The sequence below is a fragment of the Hydrogenophaga sp. genome (genome assembly GCF_050250835.1).
In the GTDB taxonomy this organism is placed as follows: domain Bacteria; phylum Pseudomonadota; class Gammaproteobacteria; order Burkholderiales; family Burkholderiaceae_C; genus Hydrogenophaga.
The window spans coordinates 77,767-96,492 of the sequence record NZ_JBFWNX010000011.1; the positions used below are offsets into that span (position 1 = coordinate 77,767).

An 18,726-nucleotide genomic window follows, 5' to 3' on the forward strand; every position below is an offset into this window, starting at 1 on the left:
GCCCGTACGGAGGGGGGCTCGGCCCGAACGGAGGGGGGCTCGGCCCGAGTGGTGGTGGTGCAGGCAAACAAGGGATCCACCGCCAAGTCAGACAGCTTCAGGTGCCAGCAACTGATCCAGCATGGGCAGCAAGGCCGCCACATCTTCGCGTTGCTTGAACAGGATGCCGGACGTGTCCTGTATCACCTCGGGATCGAGCGTGAGCGTGTCCAGTGCCACCAGGGCTTTGGCCCATTCCACGCTCTCGGCGATGCCTGGGCTGCGCTGGAATGCGTTGGAGAACGGTTGGCTGCGCAGGCGCGAAACGAATCGCGTGACCTGCTCGGTGAGTTGCTCGCTGGCTTCGGGCACCTGGCTCTTGACGATGGCCAGTTCGCGCTCGCGCTCGGGATAGTCCAGCCACTGGTAGAGGCAGCGTCGCTTGACCGCATCGTTGAGGTCGCGCGTGCGGTTGCTGGTCAGTATCGTCAACGGAGCTGCAACGGCTTTGATGGTGCCGAGTTCGGGAATGCTCACCTGGTATTCGCCCAGGTACTCCAGCAGAAAGGCTTCGAACGGTTCGTCCGCACGATCCACTTCGTCGATCAGCAGCACCGCGCCGGGCGCGGGCGTCTGCAACGCCTGCAGCAGCGGGCGACGAATCAGGTAGCGCGCCTGGTAGACCTCGCGCTCGATCTCGTCGGGCGTGGCGGTGGCCTGGGCAGCGCGCATGTGCAGCAACTGGGCGGTGTGGTTCCACTCGTAGAGTGCCTCGCGCTGCTCCATGCCGTCGTAGCACTGCAGGCGCAGCAGCGGGCGGCCGAGCACCCTGGCGAGTGCCTTGGCCAGCTCGGTCTTGCCGACACCGGGTTCGCCTTCGAGGAGCAGCGGGCGTTGCAAGCGCATGGCCAGAAAAACGGCGGTGGCCAGCCGCCGGGGTGCGTGGTAGCCCACGCCTTGCAAGGCGTGGGTGAGGCCGTCGATGGACTCGGTCTCGGGCAAGTTGCTCATCCGTTCGCCTGCCGCACGGCGGCCTGCGTCTGGACCAGGACCAGATGCGCGCGGTAGGCGGCGCTGGCATGCAGGTCGCCGTTCATGTCGCTGGCGTCCACCTTCACACTGGCCACGGCTTCGGGCGTGAAGCTTTTGGCCAGTGCCGCTTCCAGCCCGGCATGGCGGAATACGCCATTGCCCGTGCCGGTGACGGCCACGCGTGGGCCGGAAGGCATGAGCGCCACGAAAACGCCCACCAGTGCGAAGCGCGAGGCCGGCTGACGGAACTTGGCGTAGGCGGCCTTGGTGGGCACCGGGAAGCGGATGGCGATGATGAGTTCGCCGGGTTCCAGCGCCGTGGTGTAGAGCCCCTGAAAGAAATCGTCGGCCGCGATCTCGCGCCGGTCGGTCACCACCGTGGCGCCCAGGCCCAGCACCGCGCTGGGGTAGCAGGCGGCCGGGTCGTTGTTGGCCACCGATCCACCCAGGGTGCCGCGCGCACGGACCTGGCGGTCGCCGATGCCGTTGGCCAGCGCGGCCAGCGCGGGGATGTGCTTTTTCACATCGGCGTTGTTGGCCACGTCCTGGTGGCAGGTCATGGCGCCAATCACCAGCGTCTGGCCTTCGACCTTGACGCCGCGCAGTTCGGCCACACCGCCGAGATCGACCAGGTTTTCCGGGCGCATCAGCCGCTGCTTCATGGAAGCGATCAGCGTCTGGCCACCGGCCAGCGCTTGTGCGCCGCCGGCTGAGATGCGTTTGGCGTCGGCCAGGGTCTTGGGTTGTTCGAGCGTGAATGCGTACATGGTGTGCTCCTTACTTCTTGGCGGCGTGGATGGCTTCCCAGACGCGGCTCGGGCTGGCCGGCATGTCGAGGTCTTGCACCCCGAGCGGCGCCAGCGCGTCCAGCACGGCGTTGATCACCGCCGGTGGCGAGCCGATGGCACCGGCTTCGCCGCAGCCCTTGGTGCCCAGCGGGTTGGTGGTGCAGGGCGTGCACACGTGGCCAAGCCGGAAGTCGGGCACGTCGTCGGCGCGCGGCATGGCGTAGTCCATGAACGAGCCGGTGACGAGCTGGCCGGTTTCGCGGTCGTACACGCAGTTCTCCAGCAGCGCCTGCCCGATGCCCTGCGTCAGCCCGCCATGCACCTGGCCCTCCACGATCATCGGATTGATGATGGTGCCGAAGTCGTCCACGGCGGTGAAGCGGTCGATGCGCACCACGCCAGTGTTCGGGTCCACTTCCACTTCGCAGATGTGCGTGCCGGCAGGGAAGGTGAAGTTGGTCGGGTCGTAGAACGCAGTTTCGTTCAGGCCGGGCTCCAGCTTGTCCAGCGGGTAGTTGTGCGGCACGTAGGCGGTGAGGGCGACCTGGCCGAAGGTGACCTTCTTGTCGGTACCCTTGATGGTGAACTCGCCACCGGCGAAGTCCACGTCGGCATCGCTCGCTTCCATGAGGTGTGCCGCGATCTTCTTGGCCTTGGCTTCGATCTTGTCGAGCGCACGCATGATGGCCGCACCGCCCACCGAGATGGAGCGCGAGCCGTACGTGCCCATGCCGAAGGGCACGCGGCCGGTGTCACCGTGCACGATGTCGACCTGCGACGGGTCCAGCCCCAGGCGCGATGCCACGACCTGTGCAAAGGTCGTCTCGTGTCCCTGCCCATGGCTGTGCGAGCCGGTGAACACCGTGACGCTGCCCGTGGGGTGTACCCGAACTTCGCCGCATTCGAACAGGCCGGCGCGCGCGCCGAGCGCTCCTGCCACGTTGCTGGGTGCGAGGCCGCAGGCTTCGATGTAGCTGCTGTAGCCCACGCCACGCAGCAGGCCCTTGGCCTTGGACGCCGATTTGCGCTGCTCGAAGGTGGCCATCTCGGCGAGTTCGTTGGCCTTGGCCATGCAGGCGGGGAAATCACCCGTGTCGTACTGCAAGGCCACCGGGGTCTGGTAGGGGAACTCGGTGATGAAGTTGCGCCGGCGGATCTCGTCTTGCGACAGGCCAGTCTCCCACGCCGCACGGCTCACGATGCGTTCGAGCAGGTAGGTGGCTTCGGGCCGTCCCGCGCCCCGGTAGGCGTCCACTGGCGAGGTGTTGGTGAACCACGCGTCCACCTCCACATACACCTGCGGCGTCTTGTACTGGCCGGCGAGCAGCGTGGCGTACAGGATGGTGGGCACGGCGGTGGAGAAGGTGGAGAGGTAGGCGCCGAGGTTGGCGTCGGTATGGACCTTGAAGGCGAGGAAGTGACCGTCCTTGTCGAGCGCCATTTCCGCGTGCGTCACGTGGTCGCGGCCGTGCGCGTCGCACAGGAAGGCTTCCGAGCGGTCGCAGTTCCACTTGATCGCGCAGTTGAGCTTCTTGGAGGCCCAGGTGAGGCACACGTCCTCCGCATACAGGAAGATCTTGGCGCCGAAGCCGCCTCCCACGTCGGGTGCAATCACGCGAACCTTGTGCTCGGGCAGGCCGAGCACGAAGGCCGTCATCAGCAGGCGTTCCACGTGCGGGTTCTGGTTGGCTACGTAGAGCGTGTAGTCGTCGCCCGCGCGGTTGTAGGTGGCAATGGCCGCTCGCGGCTCCATCGGGTTGGGCGCAAGGCGGTTGTTGATCAGGTCGATCTTCGTCACGTGCGCGGCGCCTGCGAACGCAGCGTCCACCTGGCCCTGGTCGCCAATGGCCCACTTGTAGCAGTGGTTGTCGGCGGCGGCTTCGTGCAGGGCGGGTGCGCCCGCCTTCCTGGCATCGCGCACGTCCACCACCGCTGCCAGCGGCTCGTAGTCCACGTCCACCAGCTCGGCCGCGTTCTTCGCGTGCTCCAGCGTGTCGGCCACGACCATGGCCACGTGGTCGCCGACATAACGCACCTTGCCGAAGGCCAGGATCGGGTGCGGTGGCTCCTTCATCGGTTGGCCGGCGGTGTCGGTGATGAGCCAGCCGCAGGGCAGGCCCGCGATTTTGTCGGCGGCGACGTCGCTGCCGTCGAGGATGCCAATGACGCCGGGCGCCTTCAGCGCGGCGGCCTTGTCGATCTTTCGGATGTTGGCGTGGGCGTGCGGCGAGCGCACGAACACCGCGTGGTGCATGTTGGGCAGGACGATGTCGTCGGTGTACTGGCCTGCACCGGTCAGGAAGCGGTAGTCCTCCTTGCGCAGCAAGGATTCGCCGATGTGGGGGAGTTTGGAGAAGTCGGATGCACCCATGTCAATAGCTCCATTGAAAGTTTGATCGAGGGGCGCCGCGGAACTGGCTTTGCCAGGCCGCAGGCGCCGCCCACTTGAGGGAGTCGCGCGAAGCGCGGCGGGGGTGGCTCACTTCATGGCGGCAGCACCTTGCTGCACGGCCTTGACGATGTTCTGGTATCCGGTGCAGCGGCACAGGTTGCCTTCGAGAAGTTCGCGGATCTCGGTCGCACTCGCGCCAGGGTTGGACCTGCACAGGCTCACCGAGCTCATGACCATCCCCGGCGTGCAGAAGCCGCACTGCAGCCCGTGGCACTCCTTGAACGCGTTCTGCATCGGGTGCATGGTGCCGTCGGCACTTGCCAGTCCTTCGATGGTGGTGACTTCGGTGCCGGCCACCTGGGCCAGCAGCACGTTGCACGATTTGACGGCCCGGCCGTCTACCATCACGGTGCATGCGCCGCACTGGGCGGTGTCGCAGCCGACATGGGTGCCGGTGAGCTTGAGCTGTTCGCGAAGTGTCTGCACCAGCAGTGTGTGGGGCGCGGCTTCGACGGTCACGGCCTGGCCGTTGACCTTGAGTTGAACCTGCATGCTTGTCTCCTTTTTTGGGTGGGGGCGAGACAAGTTGAGCACGCAGGCCAGAGCCCGGTTTGCGGGTTAACCCTGAAATCCCCCGGCCGCCACCAATCATTCTCAAATTGAGACTTGGTCGCCGCGCCCTCAGCTCAGCTCGGCTCAGATCTGGCTGGTGCTGCGGGTGATCTCGGCCTGGTAGCGCAGGCGGACCACACTGCCCTCGACCACCTGCAGATGTACGCTGGCCTTTCGGTATGACCACTTGCGGTCGATGCCGGGGATCACGTCGTCCTGCCGGCTCTTGGTGCTGATCTCCAGCCCATAGCGCGAGCGCAGCGAGCTGGTGATTCGCTGGGCCAGGACGCGAGCTGCGTCGGCGCTGGCCGTCTGCGAGCGCAGCGTGATGGCCTTCAACTTGTTCTGCTCGAACTCGAATGCCACGGAAAACGCCGCGTCCAGGAGTTCGTGCTGTGAGATTTCCAGCAGCACCGGGCCGCGCGAGACGGGGCGGGCTTCCGGAATCAATGCCGCCACTTCCGCAGGTGACGCGCCCGCCGGCACGTCGCGCCACAACGATTGGGCAGTGGCGGCGCTGGCGAGGAGGAGCAGGGCGGTGGAGAGCAGGAACTTGAGCATGTCGGGCGTTGGAGCAGGCCAGCTCCACAAAGTTTTCAGTGGGCGCTTTCGGCTGGGGGCATTGTGCGTGCAAAGCGCATGGGCAACCTGCCGCCCACGGGCCAGACACTGCATCGCCCCTGGAGCCTCTCCCGGTGGACGCTGCTGCAGAGGCGATCCTTCCATCGCTGGTGGGTAACTTCCCGGTGGCCGTGGAGGATATTGAAATCCCCGGGCGCTGGAACGGGTCGAGGGGAACTCCATTCAGGTGCCGGCGCGCGGCGCCGAACGAGAGGTGGGTACGAAGCTGCGGCGTTCGGCCGCTTTCTTCGAGGCTGAACTGCGTTCCGTGGAGGTGCGAGCCCGCGCGTCGCCGCGCTGCGGGCGTTGTACGCCATTGGCCAGGGCGGCACTGGATCGCCGGCGCTGCCCGTCCTATACTGAACCGCTGGCCTATCGAGCCTCAGGCGGCTCCTTCGAAGCCAGTGCAACTGCGCGAAGAAAGGACTGCATATGCTGGCCAATGCTGCGGTTACCACCATGCTCCCGGTCATCGACATGGAGCGGGCACGAGGGTTCTACGAAGGGCGCCTCGGGCTGGTCCCCGGCGGTGCGCGACCGGATGGCAAGTTTGTCTACCAAGTGGGCGGCAGCACCCTGGCGCTCTTTCCGAAGCCCGAAGGCACCAAGGCCGACCACACCGCGATCAGCTTCCAGGTCGCCGACATCGTGGTGGCCATTGGCGAATTGAAGCGGGCCGGCGTGGTGTTCGAGGACTACGATTTCCCGGACTTCAAGACCGTCAACCACGTGTGCGTGCTCGGTTCGGAGAAGGCCGCCTGGTTCAAGGACCCGGAAGGCAACTACCTGTGCCTGCACGAGGACATCACGCCAGGCAACTAGGGCGTGAACCACAGCGCGGCTGTGCGCATGCCCAGCCAGGTCAGCAGAAGCGAACCGAACAGGTGCAGGGCCGCCGTGCCTGCCGCGAGCAGCACCCGGCCGTGCTGCAACATGGCCACGACCTCCACTGAAAAGGTGGAGAAGGTGGTGAGCGCGCCCAGGAAACCGGTGATGATGGCCAGGCGCCACGCCGGGTCGATCTGTGTCTGACCCTGGAAGAACACCACGGCCACGCCGATCAGGTAGGCACCGATCCAGTTGGCCGCCAGCGTGCCCCATGGGAGTGCCGCCGCACCGTGGTTGAGCCAAAGACTCAGGCGCCACCGGGCCAGCGCGCCGAGCACCGAGCCCAGAGAAATGGCAATGACGCTGAACGATGTGTTCATGGCAAATGCTCCCCCATTCGCCCAGGGCCTGGCAAATGCTCCCCCGTTCGTCCTGAGCTTGTCGAAGGCTCCCCCGTTTGCCCAGGGCCGGGCGAATGCACCCCCGTTCGCCCAGGGCCTGGCAAATTCACCCCCGTTCGCCCTGAGCTTGTCGAAGGGCTCGCGAGGTTGTCTGGAGGGGCTTCGACCGGCTCAGCCCGAACGGGTTGGGTGTTCAGAAAGGTGGGCCCTCGTCGTCCGTGTCGGCCGTGACGACTTCCCGTTCTACGAGGGGCGCCGGAGCAGCTTCTTCCCCCTGGGCCGCAGCACCAAAGGCCATCTCGCCACCCAGCGCGTCCATCAGCTCGGGCAGCAACTTTTGCAGTTCGCCGGTGGACAGCGCCACGTCGGCATCGAAGCCGTTCTCGTCTTCACCGCCCCGGTCATCGAACACCCCTTCGAGAAAGGCGATCTTCTTGAGCTGCAAGGATTCGGTGAGCATGAAGCCGACGCGGCCTTCCCAGCTCATCGCCAGGCGCGTGGGCAACTTGCCTTCGGTGATGTGCTTGCGAACCTCATCAGTGGCAAGGTTGTGACGGGTGAATTTCACCGCCGACTTTTCTTCATCGGCGGACTTGAGTTCGCATTCGCGCTCCACGGCGAAGCCGCCCGGCCAATCGTCAGGTGTGGTCGCGGAGAGCCATTGGGTCATGGCGGTCTGCGGTGTCACGGCGGTTTGCAGCAGGGTGATGGCCAGGCCGTCGAAGGCGCGCACCAGCGCAGTGACCACCTCGTCGAGCTTGCCCTGGCTGCTCGCGTCGGTGACAAGCCAGCCGTTGTCCACGTCGATCCACACCCAGGCAGACGACTGGCGTTCGAAGGCCTGCGGCAGCAGGGCCAGCAAGGCATCTTCGCGAAGTGCCTTGGTTTCCTTCTTGCCCGGCTTGCGGCCGGTGGTGGCCTCGATGTGGTCGGCGGCTTCCTGCGCCTTCTTTCGCACCACGGAACCGGGCACGCCCTTGGTCTCGATCAGCAGCTTGAGGATGCGCTGCCCGACCACCGATTCCACGAGCGGACCATGGGCCTCGCCGCGCGGCTCGACCCAGCCGACCGATTTGTCCTGCGTGGCGCCGCAGGGCACGAAACGCGCTGCGTCGAGCGCGGTCTCCATCTCTTCCAGCGTGGCGGCCCAGCCGGGCGCGATGCGGTAGATCGTCACATTCTTGAACACGGGGAACTTTCAGAAAAACAAACCCTGCACCCGGGTTCGGGGCAGGGTTGGCATCTTAGAGGATGGGAGACGCTACATGCGTGATGGAAGCCAGGTCACGATCTGCGGGAACCACCAGAGCATCATCACGGCCGCCACCATGAGTAGGAAGTAGGGCATGCAGACGCGAGCGATCCAGGTGATCTCACGCTTGGTCATGCCCTGCAGCACGAAGAGGTTGAAGCCCACAGGCGGCGTGATCTGGGCCATCTCCACCACGATCACCACGAAGACGCCGAACCAGATGAGGTCGATGCCGGCGGCAGTGACGGTGGGCAGGATCACGCCCATGGTCAGCACGATCATGGAGATGCCGTCGAGGAAACACCCCAGCACGATGTAGAACAGCGCCAGCGCGAGCAGCAGCACGCCGGGCGAGAGCCCCAGGCTGGTGACGAATTCGGCCAGGTGGCGCGGCAACCCGATGTAACCCATGGACAGGGTGAGGAAGGCCGCGCCAGCCAGGATGAGCGCGATCATGCAATAGAGGCGCGTGGCGCCGAGCAAAGAGTCGCGGAAGGTGACCCAGTTCAGCGAGCCCTGCGCGGCCGAGAGGATGAGCGCGCCCACCACGCCCACGGCGGCGGCTTCGGTGGCCGTGGCGATGCCGGCGTAGATGGTGCCAATGACGCCGCCAATGAGCAGGATCACCGGGATGAGGTGGCGCGATTCCCGGAGCTTCTCCGTGAAACTCATGCGTGTGTCGCTCAATGGCACCTTGTCCGGATGGAGCAAGGCCCAGATCATCAGGTAGCCGCTGAAGAGCGCGGCCAGCATCAACCCCGGGAGCACACCGGCCACGAAGAGTTTGGCGATCGACACCTCAGCCGCCACGCCGTACACGATCATGATGATCGAGGGCGGGATTAACAGGCCCAGCGTGCTGGCGCCGCCGAGAGAACCCACGATCTTGTCGGGCGGGTAGCCGCGTTTCGTGAGCTCCGGGATGCTCATCTTGCCGATGGTGGCGCAGGTGGCAGCCGACGAGCCCGACACTGCGGCGAAGATGGTGCTGCCCAGGATGTTGGTGTGCAGCAGCCGGCCGGGCAGGGCGTTCACCCAAGGCGCCAGGCCGCGAAACATGCTCTCCGAGAGCTTGGTGCGGAACAGGATTTCGCCCATCCAGACGAAAAGGGGCAGGGCGGTGAGCGTCCAGCTGCTCGCCGAGCCCCAGATGGTGATGGCCATGGCATCGCCGGCCGGTCGCGAGGAAAACACCTCCATGCCGATCCACGCCACGCCCGCGAGCGTGAGCCCGATCCACACGCCGCTGCCGAGCAGAAGAAACAGTGAAACGATCAGCAGGCTGGTGACGATCATTTCATTCATGGCGCGTCTCCACACTCCCGTGAGAGCGCTTGCGCTGGAACTCCAGCAACCATTCGTCCAGGAACGCGATCAGCAGCACCGTGGTGCCAAGGCCCATGAGGATCTGCGGAATCCAGAGTGGCGTGGCATCGGCGGCGGTGGAAATGTCATGGTAGGCATGAGATTGCCAGGCCAGGCGCCAGGCATACACCGCCAGCAGTGCGGACAGCACCACGGCCACCGACAGTGACCACAACTCCAGCCCGCGCCGAGCGCTGCCCGTGAGCTTGCCGATGATCAGGGTGACGCGGATGTGCTCGCCGCTCTTGAGGGTGTGCGCCAGTGCCAGGAAACCCGCGCCGGCCATGGCATAGCCGGCGTAGGCGTCGGTACCCGGAACGTAGAACTGAAACATTCGGCCCAGCATGGACAGCAGCACCATGACCAGCACGCCGATCATGAAGAGCGCGGCCAGCCAGGCCGCGCCGGTGTAGAGCGCGTCGAGGGATCGGCGCATTTACTTCCTGTACGCGTCGAGCATGGCCTGGCCTTCCGCACCGGCCTTGTCCAGCCACTCCTTGACCATGGTTTCACCGACCTTCTGCATGTCGGCCTTGAGTGCGGCCGAAGGCGGCTCCACCGACATGCCATTGGTCTTGAGGATCGCCAGCGTGTCGGTATTGACCTTCTGCGAAGCTGCCCAGCCACGTGTTTCGGCTTCGGCGGCGGCCTTGAGCAGCGCGTCCTGCGTGGGTTTGTCGAGTGCGTCGAAGGCCTTCTTGTTCACGATCACGGCGTTCTTGGGCAACCAGGCCTGCACGTCGTAGTAGTACTTCAGGTGCTCGTAGAGCTTGCTGTCCACGCCGGTAGCGCCCGAGGTCATGTTGGCTTCGACCACACCAGTGGCCAGGGCCTGCGAGAGTTCGGCGGCCTGCACGGTGACGGGCTGCGCGCCCACCAGTTCGGCGATGCGCGAGGTGGCCGGGCTGTAGGCGCGCCACTTGCTGCCTTTGAGGTCGGCCGCGCTGTTGACTGGCTTCTTGCTGTAGATGCCCTGCGGTGGCCACGCCACGGTGTAGAGCAACTGCATGCCTTGCTCGGCGAGCTTCTTTTCGAGAATCGGCTTCTGGGCCTTGTAGAGCTTCATCGACTGGTCGTAGCTGGTGGCCAGGAACGGCAGGCCATCGGCGCCAAACATCTGCCATTCGTTCTGGTAAGCCGCGAGCAGGATTTCGCCCGCCTGCGCCTGGCCACCCTGCACCGCACGCTTGATCTCGGGCGCCTTGAACAGCGAGGCACCCGGATGCACCGTGATCTGCAGCTTGCCGCCCGTGGCCTTGTTCACATCGGCTGCGAAGGTGGCGAGATTGACCGAATGGAAGTTGGTGGCCGGGTAGGCGGCCGGCAGATCCCATTTGGTCTGGGCATGGGCGGAAAAGCTCAAGGCTGCGGCCGCGGTGGCCACGGAAAGGCTGAACAGGCGACGTTTCATGGGGAGGGCTCCAGGTGGGTGTGAACACGGATCGTGCTGCGGTTGGCGGCACGCGAGACTCTATCGGCGAGTGGGCGAAGTGTGATCGGTATTTTCCCTTGATGTCAACAAATTGTTGGTAAATCGTCGGCATAACATCTAAACTGCCGTGCACCGAAACGACGCAGATCTTTTTGCCATGGCCCGTTCCAAAGCAAGCGCCAAGCCAACCACGGCGCAGCCGCCCATCGTGTCCTCCGCACATCTGGTGTCGCCTCACAGCGCCGAGATGAGCGAGTTCGAGTTCGGGCTCATCGTGGCTGGCAACGCATTCCATCGCTGGGTGATCCACTGCATGAGCGCTGCCGGTCTCAAAGACCTCACGGCGCTCGACGTGCTGGTGCTGCACCACGTCACGCACCGGGCACGCAACAAGCGGTTGGCCGACATTGCCTTCATCATGAATGTCGAAGACACCCACCTCATCAACTATTCGCTCAAGAAGTTGCAGGGCCTGGGTGTGGTGGAGTCCAGCAAGAACGGCAAAGAGGTGACCTACGCCTCCACCGAGATCGGCAAGGGGTACGTCACCCGCTACCGCGAAATCCGCGAGAGTTGCCTGATCGACGCACTCAAGGCCGATGACGCGCTCAACCATGACATCGGGCAGCTCGCCCGGTTGCTGCGTGTGCTTTCAGGCATCTACGACCAGGCCGCCCGCTCGGCCGCATCCCTGTGAAACCCATGAGCCCGACAAAACAACCGCGCTGGCAATTCTGGATCGACCGTGGAGGCACCTTCACCGACATCGTGGCCAAGCGCCCGGACGGCTCTATCGCCACCCACAAGCTGCTCTCCGAAAACCCGGAGCAGTACCGCGACGCGGCGGTGGCGGGCATCCGCCACCTGCTGGGCCTCAAGGTCGGCGAGCCGGTGACGCCCGGGCAGGTGGAGTGCGTGAAGATGGGCACCACCGTGGCCACCAACGCGCTGCTCGAACGCAAGGGCGAGCCCACGCTGCTGGTGACCACGCCAGGGTTCCGCGATGCCTTGCGCATCGCCTACCAGAACCGGCCGCGGCTGTTTGACAGGCGCATCGTGCTGCCCGAACTGCTGTACAGCGACGTGATCGAAGCGCAGGAGAGGGTCGGCGCGCAGGGCGACCTGCTGCTGCCGCTGGACGAATCCGCATTGCAGGCCGATCTTCAGGCGGCGCACGCACGCGGCCTGCGCAGTGTGGCCATCGTCTTCATGCATGGTTACCGTTTCACCGCGCACGAGGCTGCCGCAGCCCGCATCGCGCGCGAGGCAGGTTTTACGCAGGTGAGCACGTCGCATGAAACCAGCCCCATGATGAAGTTCGTCAGCCGGGGCGACACCACGGTGGTCGATGCTTACCTTTCGCCCATCCTGCGCCGCTACGTGGAACAGGTGGCCGGTGAGATGCCGGGCGTCAAGCTGTTCTTCATGCAATCCTCCGGCGGCCTGACCGATGCGCACGCCTTTCAGGGCAAGGACGCGATTCTTTCCGGCCCGGCCGGTGGCATTGTCGGCATGGCGCGCACGGCGCAACTGGCGTTTGCCGACGGTCCGGCCGCCAGAGGCGGTGCGGTCAAGGTGATTGGCTTCGACATGGGCGGCACGTCCACCGACGTGTCGCACTACGCGGGCGAGTTCGAGCGCGAGTTCGAGACACAGGTGGCGGGTGTTCGAATGCGCGCCCCCATGATGAGTATCCACACCGTGGCCGCCGGTGGGGGCTCCATTCTTTCGTTCGACGGCGCGCGCTTTCGCGTAGGTCCCGAAAGTGCGGGCGCCAACCCCGGGCCCGCCAGCTACCGGCGTGGAGGCCCGTTGGCCGTGACCGATGCGAACGTGATGACCGGCAAGATCCAGCCGCGCCATTTCCCCAAGGTGTTTGGTCCTCAGGCCAACGAGTCGCTCAGTCTGGAAGCGGTGCAGATGAAGTTTGGTGAACTGGCGCGGAGGACCGGTCGCCAGCCCGAGGAAGTGGCCGAAGGCTTCATCAACATCGCGGTTCAGCAAATGGCCAATGCGATCAAGAAAATTTCGGTGGCACGGGGTTACGACGTGACGCGCTACACCTTGCAGTGCTTTGGCGGCGCAGGCGGTCAGCATGCTTGCCTGGTGGCGGATGCGCTGGGCATGACGCGTGTGCTGGTGCACCCATTGGCCGGCGTGCTCAGCGCCTATGGCATGGGCCTGGCCGATCAGAACGTGATTCGTGAGCAGGCGGTGGAGTTGCCGCTGGCGGCCGCCTCGTTGCGACCGATCTCGGACGCGCTGCAATCGCTGGCAAACACGGCCCAGGGCGAACTGGAGCGACAACAGGTCAATGCCGGCGCGGTCACGGTGCACCACCGTGTGCATGTGCGCTACGAGGGCAGCGACTCGGCGCTGGTCGTGCCCTTCGGTGATCTCGCGACGATCCAGACGGGCTTCGAGGCGGCCTATCGCCAGCGCTTTGCGTTCCTCATGCAAGGCAAGCGGCTCGTGGTGGAGGCCGTGTCGGTGGAGGCGGTGGTGGCGGGCGATGCACCACACGAGCCGCGCCACGAGACCCACGAGCCCCGCGACGTGCCCAGGCGCGAGACGGTGCGCATGTATTCGGGTGGCCAGTGGTTCGACGCCGCGCTGGTGGTGCGCGAAGACTTGCGGCCCGGCGACATGATTCCCGGCCCGGCCATCATTGCCGAGAAGAACGCCACCACGGTGGTGGAGCCAGGCTGGGAAGCGGTGCTTACCGCGCTCGATCACCTGGTGCTCGACCGGCGCATCCCGCGCAACACCGCCTACGCGGTAGGCACCACCGTGGACCCCGTTTTGCTGGAGGTGTTCAACAACCTGTTCATGAACATCGCCGAGCAGATGGGCCTGCAACTGCAGAACACCGCTTACTCGGTCAACATCAAAGAGCGGCTCGATTTCTCCTGTGCGCTGTTCGATGCCGAAGGCAACCTGATTGCCAATGCGCCGCACATGCCAGTTCACCTGGGCTCCATGGGCGAGAGCATCAAGACCGTGATCCGCGAGAACGCCGGGCGCATGCAGCCCGGCGACGTGTACGTGCTCAATGACCCATACCACGGCGGCACGCACCTGCCAGACGTGACGGTGATCACGCCGGTCTACCTCGGTTCGGCCGGGCAGGACAAGCCGTTGTTCTACGTCGGCAGCCGGGGCCACCATGCCGACATCGGCGGCGCCACGCCGGGCTCCATGCCGCCGTTCTCCACGCGCATCGAGGAAGAGGGCGTGCAGATCAACAACGTGAAGCTGGTCGATCGTGGCGTGCTGCGCGAGAACGAGATGGTGGCGCTGCTGCAGAGTGGTGAGTACCCTTCGCGGAATCCCCAGCAGAACATGGCTGATCTCAAGGCTCAGATTGCCGCGAACGAGAAGGGCGTGCAGGAACTTCGCAAGATGGTCGAGCAGTTCGGGCTGGACGTGGTGCAGGCCTACATGCGCCACGTGCAGGACAACGCCGAGGAATCCGTGCGTCGCGTCATCACGCATCTGAAGGACGGCCGGTACACATTGCCGCTGGACAACGGCGCGCAGATCCAGGTGGCGGTGCGTGTGGACACCGCGCAGCGCAGCGCCGAGATCGACTTCACCGGCACCTCGGCCCAGCAGCTCAACAACTTCAATGCGCCCACGGCGGTGTGCATGGCCGCGGTGCTCTACGTGTTCCGCACGCTGGTCAATGACGACATTCCGCTCAACGCAGGTTGCCTCAAGCCGCTCAAGGTCATCATTCCGCCAGGCTCCATGCTCAATCCGAACCCACCGGCCTCGGTGGTGGCTGGCAACGTCGAGACCTCCAGTTGCATCACCAATGCGCTGTATGGCGCGCTCGGTGTGATGGCCGCGAGCCAGTGCACCATGAACAACTTCACCTTCGGCAATGCCGCCCACCAGTACTACGAGACGATTTCAGGGGGCAGCGGTGCGGGGGAGGGATTCGACGGCACGAGCGTGGTGCAGACCCACATGACCAATTCGCGCCTGACCGACCCCGAGGTGCTGGAGTTTCGTTTCCCGGTGCGCCTGGAAAGCTACGAGATCCGGCACGGCTCCGGCGGAGCGGGCCGGTGGCATGGTGGCGATGGCGGCGTTCGCCGCGTTCGATTTCTCGAAAACATGACCGCCAGCATCCTGTCCAACGGCCGCCTGCATGGCGCATTCGGCATGGCCGGTGGCGAGGCCGGTCAGGTCGGCATCAACCGCGTGGTGCGAACCAGCGGCGCTGTCGAGGAACTGGCCCACATCGGACAGGCCGACATGAAGCCAGGCGACATCTTTGAAATCCACACGCCCGGTGGCGGGGGCTACGGAAAAGCGTAGCAAGCGAAGCGCCTTTGCCAGAGCGCCGCGAAACTGGCTCCGCCAGGCCGCAGGTGTTGCCCCCGGTCGCGGCGCGGGGGCGTCAGAGTTCTTCCACCCGGCGGGCCGGGTAGCTGTCCCAGGCCTGGCAGCCCGGGCATTGCCAGAAGTGCTGGCGGGCTTCGAAACCGCAGGCGGCGCAGCGGTAGCGGCGCAGGGGAGCGCTGGCCTGTTCCAGCGAGAGCTTCACACGTTCCTGGGCTTTGGCATCAGAGAGCGTTTCGCCTGCCAGCCATTGCGCCGTGATGACCAGCGAGGGCTCGCGCTCCAGGTGTTCCAGGAAATGCGCGCGCACCTCGGTGGGCCCTTCGCTCAGGCTGGCCAGGGCCTCGGTGAGGTCGATCGAAGGTGCGCGCGCCTGGGCCTGCTGCAAGAGCCCGACCGCTTCGGCCTGTCGCCCGGTCTGTCGGGCGAGTTCGGCCAGGGCGCCGGCGGCCAGCGGCATGCCTTGTGGAGCATGCTGATGCAACTTTCGCAGGGCCTCGAAGGCGCCTTGCGCGTCGCCTGCGATGGCCTTCTGGGCAGAGAGTGCCATCCAGCCGCGCGCGAGCTGGGGTGCTCGCTGCACCGCTTCCTCCAGCAGGCCGATGGCCTTGCCCTGATCGCCGCCTCGCTGGGCCAGTTCGGCCTCTTCGCACAGGTAGTGCGCCAACCGGCCAGAGAAGCTGCCTTGCTCGGCATCCTCGAGCTTTTGCGCGATCTCCTTGGCGCGCGGCCAGTCGCGTGACCGTTCGTAGATGCCCAGCAGCGCCAGCAGTGCTTCGCCTTCAAAGGTCGAACCCTCCAGCTTGTGCAGCGAGGCTTCTGCGCGATCGAGCAGGCCGGCCTTGAGGAAGTCCAGCGCCAGCGCGTGTTGCGCGCGGTCTCGATCCTTGCGGCTGAGGTCGGCGCGCGAGAGCAGGTGCTCGTGTACCCGTACCGCGCGGTCGTAGTCGCCACGTCGGCGAAACAGGTTGCCCAACGCAAAGTGCAGCTCGGCGGTGTCGGGGTCGCCTTGCACCGCCTCGATGAAGGCGTCGATCGCCTGATCCTGCTGCTCGTTGAGCAGGTGGTTCAGACCGCGAAAGTAAGCCTTGGGGGCCTGACGGCTTTCCATGCGCCATTGGCGCAGGTCCAGTCGGGACGCGGCCCAGCCCATGGCAAAAGCCAGTGGAAGGCCCCAGAGCAGCCACGTGAAATCAAAGTCCATGCCGGCGGTCGTTCGGGTCGGGAAGCAGGGTGGAGTCGGCGTCAAAAGCCGTACTGGCCAACACGGAGTTGGTCGCGGCCTGGCGTCGGGCCTTCTTGGCGCGCAGCCACAGCGGCAGCATCACCGCCACGCCCAGGAAAACCCCGGCCACCAGAGCGACCAGAATCACCAGCACCAGAGGAGCCTGCCAGCTGGCGCCGAAGAACAGGTGCAGCGTCACGCTCTCCTGGTTGTTCAGGGCGAAGGCGAACAGCACAAAAAAAATGGCTGCGTTGAGCAGCCACATCAGGTATTTCAAATCGTCCCCTTTGTGGTGGGGCGATTGTAGCGATCAGGTCGTCTGTTCGACCGTTCGCATCACTCGGGTTGGGCGGGTTTGCGCCCGAGGATCTCGGCCGTCTTGGCATCCACTTGTTCGCGCAAGGCTTTGCCCGGTTTGAAATGAGGCACGCGCTTCTCTGGAATCATCACGCTTTCGCCCGAGCGCGGGTTGCGCCCGATGCGGGGAGAGCGGCGATTGACCGAGAAGCTGCCAAAACCCCGGATCTCGATCCGGTGTCCTTTGACCAGGGCATCGCCCATGGCGTCCAGGATGGCCTTGACGGCGAACTCGGCGTCGCGGTGCGTCAGTTGGCCGAAGCGGCTGGCAAGGGCTTCAACGAGGTCGGAGCGGGTCATGTCAGAGGTTCAGCGTGTGGGCCTCGGGCACCTGGCGAGCAGGCGTCAAGCGGAGGGATCCGCTCGACGCCTGTCGCCAGGCGTCCCATCGAGACCGATCAGATCAGCCGTTGTTGTCCAGCTTGGCGCGCAGCAGGGCGCCCAGGCTGGTGGTGCCAGCGTTCTCGCGCGAGGATTGCTGGCTCAGGCTGGCCATGGCTTCCTGCTGGTCGGCAGCGTCCTTGGCCTTGATCGACAACTGGATGTTGCGGGTCTTGCGGTCGATGTTCACCACCACGGCAGTGACTTCGTCGCCTTCCTTCAGCACGTTGCGAGCGTCTTCCACGCGGTCGCGGCTGATTTCGCTGGCGCGCAGGTAACCCAGAACCTCTTCACCCAGGTCGATTTCGGCGCCCTTGGCATCGACGGTCTTGACCTTGCCGGTCACGATGGAGCCCTTGTCATTCACCGACACAAAGGTGGTGAACGGGTCGCCGTCGAGTTGCTTGATGCCCAGGGAAATGCGCTCGCGCTCCACGTCGATGGCCAGCACGATCGCTTCGACTTCCTGGCCTTTCTTGTAGTTGCGAACGGCGGCTTCGCCGGTTTCGTTCCAGGACAGGTCGGACAGGTGCACCAGACCGTCGATGCCGGCGGCCAGACCCACGAACACGCCAAAGTCGGTGATCGACTTGATCGGACCCTTGACGCGGTCACCACGCTTGGTGGCCTCTGCAAACTCGTGCCATGGGTTGGCGCGGCACTGCTTCATGCCCAGCGAGATGCGGCGCTTGTCTTCGTCGATGTCGAGCACCATGACTTCGACTTCGTCGCCCAGCGACACCAGCTTGGAGGGCGCCACGTTCTTGTTGGTCCAGTCCATTTCAGAGACGTGCACCAGGCCTTCGATGCCAGGCTCGAGTTCCACGAATGCGCCGTAGTCGGCGATGTTGGTGATCTTGCCGAACATGCGGGTGCCTTGCGGGTAGCGGCGCGAAACGCCCATCCAGGGGTCGTCGCCCATCTGCTTGAGGCCCAGCGAGACGCGGTGCTTCTCGGTGTCGAACTTGAGGATCTTGGCAGTGATTTCCTGACCGGCCGTGACCACTTCGCTCGGGTGGCGCACGCGGCGCCATGCCATGTCGGTGATGTGCAGCAGGCCGTCGATGCCGCCGAGGTCCACGAACGCACCGTATTCGGTGATGTTCTTGACCACGCCGTGCACGATGGCGCCTTCCTTCAGGGTGTCCATCAGCTTGGCGCGCTCTTCGCCCATGGAGGCTTCCACCACGGCGCGGCGGCTCAGCACCACGTTGTTGCGCTTGCGGTCGAGCTTGATGACCTTGAATTCCAGGGTCTTGTTTTCGTAGGGCGTGAGGTCCTTGGTGGGGCGGCTGTCGACCAGCGAGCCCGGCAGGAAGGCGCTGATGCCGTTGACCATGACCTTGAGGCCGCCCTTGACCTTGCTGGAGGTGGTGCCGGTGACGAATTCGCCAGACTCGAGGGCTTTCTCCAGGGACATCCAGGAGGCGAGGCGCTTGGCCTTGTCGCGCGAGAGCAGCGTGTCGCCGAAGCCGTTTTCCACGGAGTCGATGGCAACCGCCACGAAGTCGCCCACCTGCACTTCGAGTTCACCCTGGTCGTTCTTGAATTCGGCGAGCGGCACATAGGCCTCCGACTTCAGGCCGGCGTTGACCACCACGTGGCTGTGCTCGATGCGAACCACTTCAGCGGTGATGACTTCGCCCGAGCGCATCTCGGCGCGTTTCAGGGACTCTTCGAACAGGGCGGCAAAAGATTCAGACATTGAATT

17 protein-coding genes are annotated in these 18,726 nt (G+C 65.1%); 3 read left to right on the forward strand and 14 right to left on the reverse strand.

Annotated features, from left to right (window positions below; translation table 11 throughout):
- Positions 1 to 87 precede the first annotated feature (87 nt).
- The 5 genes from AB7F11_RS14565 to AB7F11_RS14585 all read right to left on the reverse strand — a co-directional run bounded on the left by AB7F11_RS14565 (position 88) and on the right by AB7F11_RS14585 (position 5,364).
- Positions 88 to 990 carry an AAA family ATPase gene (locus AB7F11_RS14565; protein ID WP_428290696.1) on the reverse strand — a complete coding sequence of 301 codons (903 nt, stop codon included), beginning with the start codon at positions 988 to 990 and terminating at the stop codon, positions 88 to 90.
- Positions 987 to 1,778 (reverse strand): FAD binding domain-containing protein, encoded by a 792-nt coding sequence (locus AB7F11_RS14570; RefSeq protein WP_428290695.1) that lies wholly within the window; start codon positions 1,776 to 1,778, stop codon positions 987 to 989. The genes AB7F11_RS14565 and AB7F11_RS14570 overlap by 4 nt, the downstream gene beginning before the upstream one ends.
- 10 nt (positions 1,779 to 1,788) lie before the next feature.
- On the reverse strand, positions 1,789 to 4,170 hold the full coding sequence (locus AB7F11_RS14575; RefSeq protein WP_428290694.1) for a xanthine dehydrogenase family protein molybdopterin-binding subunit: 2,382 nt from the start codon (positions 4,168 to 4,170) through the stop codon (positions 1,789 to 1,791).
- Between the two features lie 108 nt (positions 4,171 to 4,278).
- The gene (locus AB7F11_RS14580) at positions 4,279 to 4,743 is read right to left on the reverse strand and encodes a (2Fe-2S)-binding protein (protein WP_428290693.1); all 465 of its coding nucleotides are present in this window, start codon (positions 4,741 to 4,743) and stop codon (positions 4,279 to 4,281) included.
- A 144-nt stretch (positions 4,744 to 4,887) separates the two neighbouring features.
- Complete coding sequence (locus AB7F11_RS14585) at positions 4,888 to 5,364, reverse strand: hypothetical protein (protein ID WP_428290692.1); 477 nt, start codon at positions 5,362 to 5,364, stop codon at positions 4,888 to 4,890.
- A gap of 492 nt (positions 5,365 to 5,856) precedes the next feature.
- Here AB7F11_RS14585 and AB7F11_RS14590 point away from each other — a divergent pair, with 492 nt between their 5' ends.
- Entirely contained in the window at positions 5,857 to 6,246 is a 390-nt protein-coding gene (locus tag AB7F11_RS14590; protein ID WP_428290691.1) for a VOC family protein, read from the forward strand.
- On the opposite strand, the gene crcB is transcribed toward AB7F11_RS14590, so the two are convergent.
- The 5 genes from crcB to AB7F11_RS14615 form a co-directional block, all read right to left on the reverse strand.
- On the reverse strand, positions 6,243 to 6,632 hold the full coding sequence (gene crcB, locus AB7F11_RS14595) for a fluoride efflux transporter CrcB (RefSeq protein ID WP_428290690.1): 390 nt from the start codon (positions 6,630 to 6,632) through the stop codon (positions 6,243 to 6,245). The two genes, AB7F11_RS14590 and crcB, sit on opposite strands and share 4 nt — an antisense overlap.
- 214 nt (positions 6,633 to 6,846) lie before the next feature.
- Positions 6,847 to 7,842 carry a recombination-associated protein RdgC gene (locus AB7F11_RS14600; RefSeq protein ID WP_428290689.1) on the reverse strand — a complete coding sequence of 332 codons (996 nt, stop codon included), beginning with the start codon at positions 7,840 to 7,842 and terminating at the stop codon, positions 6,847 to 6,849.
- A 72-nt stretch (positions 7,843 to 7,914) separates the two neighbouring features.
- The gene (locus AB7F11_RS14605; RefSeq protein WP_428290688.1) at positions 7,915 to 9,210 is read right to left on the reverse strand and encodes a TRAP transporter large permease; all 1,296 of its coding nucleotides are present in this window, start codon (positions 9,208 to 9,210) and stop codon (positions 7,915 to 7,917) included.
- Positions 9,203 to 9,706: a TRAP transporter small permease gene (locus AB7F11_RS14610; protein WP_428290687.1), complete on the reverse strand. Its 504-nt coding sequence runs from the start codon at positions 9,704 to 9,706 to the stop codon at positions 9,203 to 9,205. Before AB7F11_RS14610 ends, AB7F11_RS14605 begins: the two co-directional genes overlap by 8 nt.
- Positions 9,707 to 10,681, reverse strand: a complete 975-nt coding sequence (locus AB7F11_RS14615) for a TRAP transporter substrate-binding protein (protein ID WP_428290686.1) — start codon at positions 10,679 to 10,681, stop codon at positions 9,707 to 9,709.
- A gap of 178 nt (positions 10,682 to 10,859) precedes the next feature.
- On the opposite strand from AB7F11_RS14615, the gene AB7F11_RS14620 reads away from it, so the two are divergent.
- Both AB7F11_RS14620 and AB7F11_RS14625 read left to right on the forward strand, forming a co-directional pair.
- Positions 10,860 to 11,399 (forward strand): winged helix DNA-binding protein, encoded by a 540-nt coding sequence (locus AB7F11_RS14620; protein ID WP_428290685.1) that lies wholly within the window; start codon positions 10,860 to 10,862, stop codon positions 11,397 to 11,399.
- Between the two features lie 5 nt (positions 11,400 to 11,404).
- Positions 11,405 to 15,028, forward strand: a complete 3,624-nt coding sequence (locus AB7F11_RS14625; RefSeq protein ID WP_428290684.1) for a hydantoinase B/oxoprolinase family protein — start codon at positions 11,405 to 11,407, stop codon at positions 15,026 to 15,028.
- An 82-nt stretch (positions 15,029 to 15,110) separates the two neighbouring features.
- On the opposite strand, the gene lapB is transcribed toward AB7F11_RS14625, so the two are convergent.
- From lapB to rpsA, 4 genes are all read right to left on the reverse strand, one after another.
- Complete coding sequence (gene lapB, locus AB7F11_RS14630; RefSeq protein WP_428290683.1) at positions 15,111 to 16,256, reverse strand: lipopolysaccharide assembly protein LapB; 1,146 nt, start codon at positions 16,254 to 16,256, stop codon at positions 15,111 to 15,113.
- Positions 16,246 to 16,554 (reverse strand): LapA family protein, encoded by a 309-nt coding sequence (locus tag AB7F11_RS14635; RefSeq protein ID WP_428290682.1) that lies wholly within the window; start codon positions 16,552 to 16,554, stop codon positions 16,246 to 16,248. The genes lapB and AB7F11_RS14635 overlap by 11 nt, the downstream gene beginning before the upstream one ends.
- A gap of 59 nt (positions 16,555 to 16,613) precedes the next feature.
- Positions 16,614 to 16,934 carry an integration host factor subunit beta gene (locus AB7F11_RS14640; RefSeq protein WP_428290681.1) on the reverse strand — a complete coding sequence of 107 codons (321 nt, stop codon included), beginning with the start codon at positions 16,932 to 16,934 and terminating at the stop codon, positions 16,614 to 16,616.
- A 103-nt stretch (positions 16,935 to 17,037) separates the two neighbouring features.
- Complete coding sequence (rpsA, locus tag AB7F11_RS14645; protein WP_428299956.1) at positions 17,038 to 18,720, reverse strand: 30S ribosomal protein S1; 1,683 nt, start codon at positions 18,718 to 18,720, stop codon at positions 17,038 to 17,040.
- Positions 18,721 to 18,726 lie beyond the last annotated feature (6 nt).